This is a genomic window from Pedobacter sp. 01T416_2 (assembly GCF_056398925.1).
In genome coordinates, this window is the sequence record NZ_JBFTQI010000674.1 from 1 (window position 1) to 5,453 (window position 5,453).

A 5,453-nucleotide genomic window follows, 5' to 3' on the forward strand; every position below is an offset into this window, starting at 1 on the left:
CTATTGTAACTTTCGGGTCGAAATTAGAAACACTGCCACCACCAATTTGAGGTTTAGTGTATTCTAAAACCACTTCGCCTGCTATAATATGTTTTACAACCGAATCACCTAAAACTAAAAATTCTGCAGTTACCCATTGGTCGCCAGCATAGGTTTTCGATTTAGAATCTAAACAGTGCGGGGTAAACAACTTGCCGTTATAATTGATGAGCGTTCCTGGGGTACATACATTGCTGGTGTGGCGTTCATGTTCACCATCACCACCCAGGATCTGGCCTTCAATCGAAATCGGGAAATCCTGGTTTTTTAGCATTGTTGCCGGATCCTGGCAATGTAACATGGCACCACTATTTCTGGTTGCCCAGCCTTCACCACCTTTAGCCTGATCGCCAACAAAGCGGTAGGTTACTTTTAAAAGATAGGCTGAAAAAGGTTTTTTGTAGAAAATATGTCCGTATTGTTGGTCAAATTCTTTGTATCCATCATAACTCACTTTCATTACTCCATTTTCTACACGAAAAGTATTGGCATAATTTTCTTTATAGTCGTGTTTGGCGATTTTAATGTTCCAATCTTTTAAATCTTTTCCATTAAAGAGATTGATCCAGCCTTTCTGGGCATTGGCGTTGAGGATAGTAAGCGATAAAAATAATACCGCAAGATAAATTGATTTTAATTTCATAGTAACATTTGGGTTGGATGCTAAAAATATGAAATTTTTTTTGAAGTCAAAGGTCAATAGCCGGATAGTTCATGGTTGATAGTCTGGTAGCCCATAGCTTGGAACCAGTTAACCGATAGCAATTAACCTTAGAGATACGTCATTTCGACTGGAGCACCGCGGAATGGAGAAATCTATTTAGTCTAAAATCCCTAGTCTTAAGACGATTAACTAAGCTATGTATTTGGGATGCAGCGATAGACATCAGTTAACCGATTTAAACAATTAACCATTGACCAATGAACTCATGGCTAGTGAACCGATGAACTAATGAGCCAAAAACGGTTGCACTCTTTCCAATGCAAAGTCTAATTGTTCTTCCTGTGTAAGATCGGTATTATCTAAAATAATGGCATCATCAGCCCTAACCAACGGACTTTCCTTACGGGTGGTATCGGCATAATCGCGATGGGCGAGGTTTTCAAAAACCTCTTCCAGGGTAGTTTTGTTATTGCCTTTGCTCTCCAGTTCCTTAAATCTGCGTTCAGCCCTGATTTTCGGATCGGCCGTCATAAAAAATTTCACAGGGGCATCAGGGAAAACGGTAGTGCCAATATCACGGCCATCCATCACGATGTTTTTCGATTTACCCATGCGCTGCTGTTGCTTCACCATTTCATGACGCACAATTTTATGTGCCGAAACCTCGCTTACATTTTCAGAAACAGGCATTAAGCGGATTTCATCAGAAACCTCTTCACCATTAAGGGTAATATGGGATTCGTAATCGCGGGAGTGGAAATTCAGTTCGATGTGCTGTAAAGCATCAACAACTTTAGCATCATCAGTAATATCGATGTTATTTCTTAAGAAGTATAGCGTAACGGCACGGTACATCGCTCCGCTATCTACATAAATAAAACCTAATTTTTTAGCCAGTGCTTTTGCTAAAGTACTTTTTCCGCAAGATGAGTAGCCATCTATTGCTATTACCAGGTTTTTCTTCATCGTAGCGCAAAGGTAAAAAATAGAAATAGAATGCTGAATTTTTTTAAAGGTATAAAGATAGATTCTAAACAAGATAATGCTAAAACATTGATTTGCTGGATGTGTTTAATTATAAAATAAATACACGATTATGTCGTTATCTGAAAGAATGTTGGCGGCGCTGAATAACCAGGTTAAACTGGAAGCCGAATCGTCGCAAGTTTATCTGGGAATTGCTTCATGGTTAGAAACCCAGCCAGGTTTAGAAGGTTATACCGAATTTTTCTACCGTCAGAGTGAAGAAGAACGTCATCATATGCTTAAGCTGATTCATTATATCAATGATCGTGATGGGCATGCGATGATTACTGCTCTTGAAATGCCCAAAAATTCTTTCGGACAGGTAATAGAGGTATTTCAGGATTTTCTGGATAATGAATTGTTGGTGTCAAAAAGCATTAACGATTTGGTAGAACTTTCGCTGAATGAGAAAGATTATCTCACATTTAAATTTTTGCAATGGTATTTAGATGAACAACTTGAAGAAGAAAAAATGGCGAAAACGATGTTAGAGAAACTTCAATTGGTGGGCAGCGATAGGGGTGGTATTTACCAATTGGATAAAGATATTGTAGGGTTACGTAGCAAGGTAAGCGAATCGAAAGAGGGAGAATAATCTGTTTTTATTAAATTCCAAATTATTACTTTTGCGGCATGTTGCCTACAAGAGAAGAAATTTTGCGGTCTGTTACTTTCAAAACTTCCAGAAGTGGGGGTAAGGGTGGACAAAATGTAAATAAAGTTTCGAGTAAGGTAGAGTTAATTTTCGACCTGGAAACAGCTTTTTATTTGGACGAAGATGAAAAGACACGCTTAAAAGAAAAACTGGAAAATCGACTAGATTCTGAAGGACTGTTACATATTGTTTCGCAAGAGGATAGGAGCCAGCTACTCAATAAAGAGAAAACAGTTGCCAAATTGATTGAGTTGTTAAAGCGATCGTTACACGTTCAGAAAAAGCGAAAAGCAACTAAAATACCTAAAGCAGTTATTCAAAAAAGATTAAAGAATAAGGCCTCTACAGCTGAAAAGAAAAGAAATCGGAAAGTAACTGATTTTTAATGCTTTTATTCAAAAAAGATTAAAGAATAAGGCCTCTACAGCTGAAAAGAAAAGAAATCGGAAAGTAACTGATTTTTAATGCTTTTATTATTAATCTGAGTTCGATTAATAATATGTCTTTAATAATCTTCTGTAGATGTTAGTTCTTAGAGCCGTCACCCTGACCTGTAGCGCAGCGAAAAGCTACGAAGTAAATTTATTTCATGGTCTTTTCAATCATAAATATCCATACTCTCATCCTAGCGTCCCGCTACGACTTAACCATACCCTTACTTAATTCAAATAAAAAAGGTCTTAGCGAGACGCTAAGACCAGATAAGAATTTATTTCAAGGTCTATATAACAAGAGAGATGCTGACCACATAGTAGCTATAAGACAATTGAAAATGCTACTTCTACTTGTAAAATAAATTCAGCATGACGATCGTTTTGGGCAATGAACTAGCTAACAATATTAACAATCAAACAATTACCTAACTCTTCCCAAACCGATAATATTTTGAACTATAATTTACACCAAACTGTTGCTCAAAAACAATCGGTTTTACCCCAAAAGTTAATGGACTGTTGTCATTAAAAAGACTTCCCTGTATAGTGGCATCGTAGGCAACAAAGTTTAGCTGTGGCTTTACGTAAAAGAAAAATTCCGAGCTGTTTAAGCTTTTGGTTTTTGAATTTCCGATCACCGCGTTGTGATAAGCACTGTTGAACAATTGATTTAGTTTACCGGCCCTAAAAAGCACCGATGCGCCCAAACCCGAAAAAGTTGTTCCTAAGTTGGCATAACCCTGAGCACTAATATCCACAATGGGATCTTCCGGTCTAAAAAGTAACTTGCTATAATTTGCGGCAAGGTTTATGGCCAGTTCATTTTTAATCTGGTAATCCCAACCTGCAGGGGTATAAAAACCTACGGTTTTATGTAGGAAACGTTGTGCTGTTTGGGCAAGCGAGTTAGGACCAACCGTTCCCAATTCTACACTGGTTTTTAAAACGCTCTCATTTTTATAGAAAACAGAATATGCACCACCTACATAAAGATAACCTGCAAAAGGCCTGTCCTGATCTTCCTTGTTAGGAACTTGGCCCCAATAAGGCGTATACATTTTTTGTCCGGCAGAAATTTCATAGGTCTTTTTCTCTATTTTATCTGAAAGCTTTTCGGTATTAATGGCATGGCGGAAGTAGATAAATAATCCGTTGGTATAGTACCGATCGTTTAAAGTAGCCAAATAAGCATCGTTTTCGGTTTTAAAACCGAATTCGTTTTTAAAGGATTGGGCGAAACTGGTTGAAACAACCAAACAAAAAACTATGGTGAATAAAAATGATCTCATAAAAAAGCCCAGGCAATTTACCTAGGCTATAAAAGTATTTATTGTAATTGGATTTTTGATTGTTAATCCAAAAGAATTAGCAATTAGTTTACAATCGGTGCAATTTTAACACTTAAATCTAAAGGTTTTTTAACCTTGTTTTTGGTTAAAGCCAACTCAATTACTTCACTCATTTCGGTTACATAATGGAATTTTAAATCCTTGATGTAACTTTCTTTAATCTCTAAAATATCCTTACGGTTGCTTTTGCAAAGGATAATTTCTTTAATGTTTGCTCTTTTTGCAGCTAGGATCTTTTCTTTGATACCACCAACCGGAAGTACTTTTCCCCGTAAAGTAATCTCACCAGTCATAGCTAAATGCTGTTTTACCTTACGTTGTGTAAATGCCGACGTTAGGGCGGTAAGCATCGTTACCCCGGCCGAAGGTCCGTCTTTTGGTGTAGCACCTGCAGGCACGTGAACGTGAACATCCCAGTTGTCAAATAAACTGTAGTCTATATCAAATTCGGCTGCGTGGGCACGTAAATACGCTAACGCGATAACCGCCGATTCTTTCATTACATCGCCAAGGTTACCTGTTAAGGTTAATTTTCCTTTTCCTGGGCTTAAACTCGATTCGATGAATAAAATATCGCCCCCTACGCTTGTCCAGGCTAAACCTGTTACTACTCCAGCCACCTCATTGCCTTCGTATAAGTCTTTATCATAAATTGGGGCACCTAAAATGCGCTCTACATCATCATTGTTTAAATTTGAATCGTAGGTTTCTTCCATCGCAATTTTGGTGGCCACACCACGTACCAAAGAACCTATTTTTTTCTCCAAACCACGTACGCCTGATTCTCTGGTATAATCTTCAATTACTTTTTCGATCAGTGGAGTTTTTAGGTTAATATCCTTGGTTTGTAAACCATGGTTTTCTTTCTGTTTAGGCAACAGGTATTTTTTAGCGATTTCTATTTTCTCTTCAATCGTATATCCATTTACTTCAATAATCTCCATACGATCTAACAAAGCAGGTTGAATGGTGCTTAAAGAGTTTGCTGTTGCAATAAACAGGATGTTGGATAAATCGTAATCCATTTCTACATAATGATCGTAGAAGGCGCTGTTTTGTTCAGGGTCTAATACTTCAAGCAAGGCTGATGATGGATCGCCGCGATGGTCGGTTCCTACTTTATCAATCTCATCCAAAACAAAAACAGGATTATCTGCCCCCGCTTTTTTAATAGACGAAATAATACGGCCTGGCATTGCACCTATGTAAGTTTTACGGTGGCCACGGATTTCTGCTTCATCGCGGATACCGCCTAAAGCCATACGTACATACTTACGGCCTAGCGC

The 5,453-nt window shown here is 37.9% G+C and carries 6 protein-coding genes; 2 read left to right on the forward strand and 4 right to left on the reverse strand.

Features of this window, described 5'->3' with window-relative positions:
- The coding region (locus AC1DPQ_RS22210) for a 3-keto-disaccharide hydrolase (RefSeq protein WP_477610899.1) at positions 1-682 on the reverse strand (682 nt) is incomplete at its 3' end.
- A gap of 306 nt (positions 683-988) precedes the next feature.
- Positions 989-1,669, reverse strand: a complete 681-nt coding sequence (gene cmk, locus AC1DPQ_RS22215) for a (d)CMP kinase (RefSeq protein ID WP_477584462.1) — start codon at positions 1,667-1,669, stop codon at positions 989-991.
- A gap of 130 nt (positions 1,670-1,799) precedes the next feature.
- On the opposite strand from cmk, the gene AC1DPQ_RS22220 reads away from it, so the two are divergent.
- On the forward strand, positions 1,800-2,324 hold the full coding sequence (locus AC1DPQ_RS22220; RefSeq protein WP_477610900.1) for a ferritin: 525 nt from the start codon (positions 1,800-1,802) through the stop codon (positions 2,322-2,324).
- A gap of 38 nt (positions 2,325-2,362) precedes the next feature.
- The gene (gene arfB / locus AC1DPQ_RS22225) at positions 2,363-2,770 is read left to right on the forward strand and encodes an alternative ribosome rescue aminoacyl-tRNA hydrolase ArfB (RefSeq protein ID WP_477610901.1); all 408 of its coding nucleotides are present in this window, start codon (positions 2,363-2,365) and stop codon (positions 2,768-2,770) included.
- Between the two features lie 473 nt (positions 2,771-3,243).
- Here the strand turns inward: arfB and AC1DPQ_RS22230 are convergent, their stop codons facing one another.
- Positions 3,244-4,107, reverse strand: a complete 864-nt coding sequence (locus AC1DPQ_RS22230; protein WP_477610902.1) for a lipid A deacylase LpxR family protein — start codon at positions 4,105-4,107, stop codon at positions 3,244-3,246.
- A gap of 83 nt (positions 4,108-4,190) precedes the next feature.
- A partial coding sequence (locus tag AC1DPQ_RS22235) for a S16 family serine protease (protein ID WP_477610903.1) occupies positions 4,191-5,453 on the reverse strand: 1,263 nt, incomplete at its 5' end.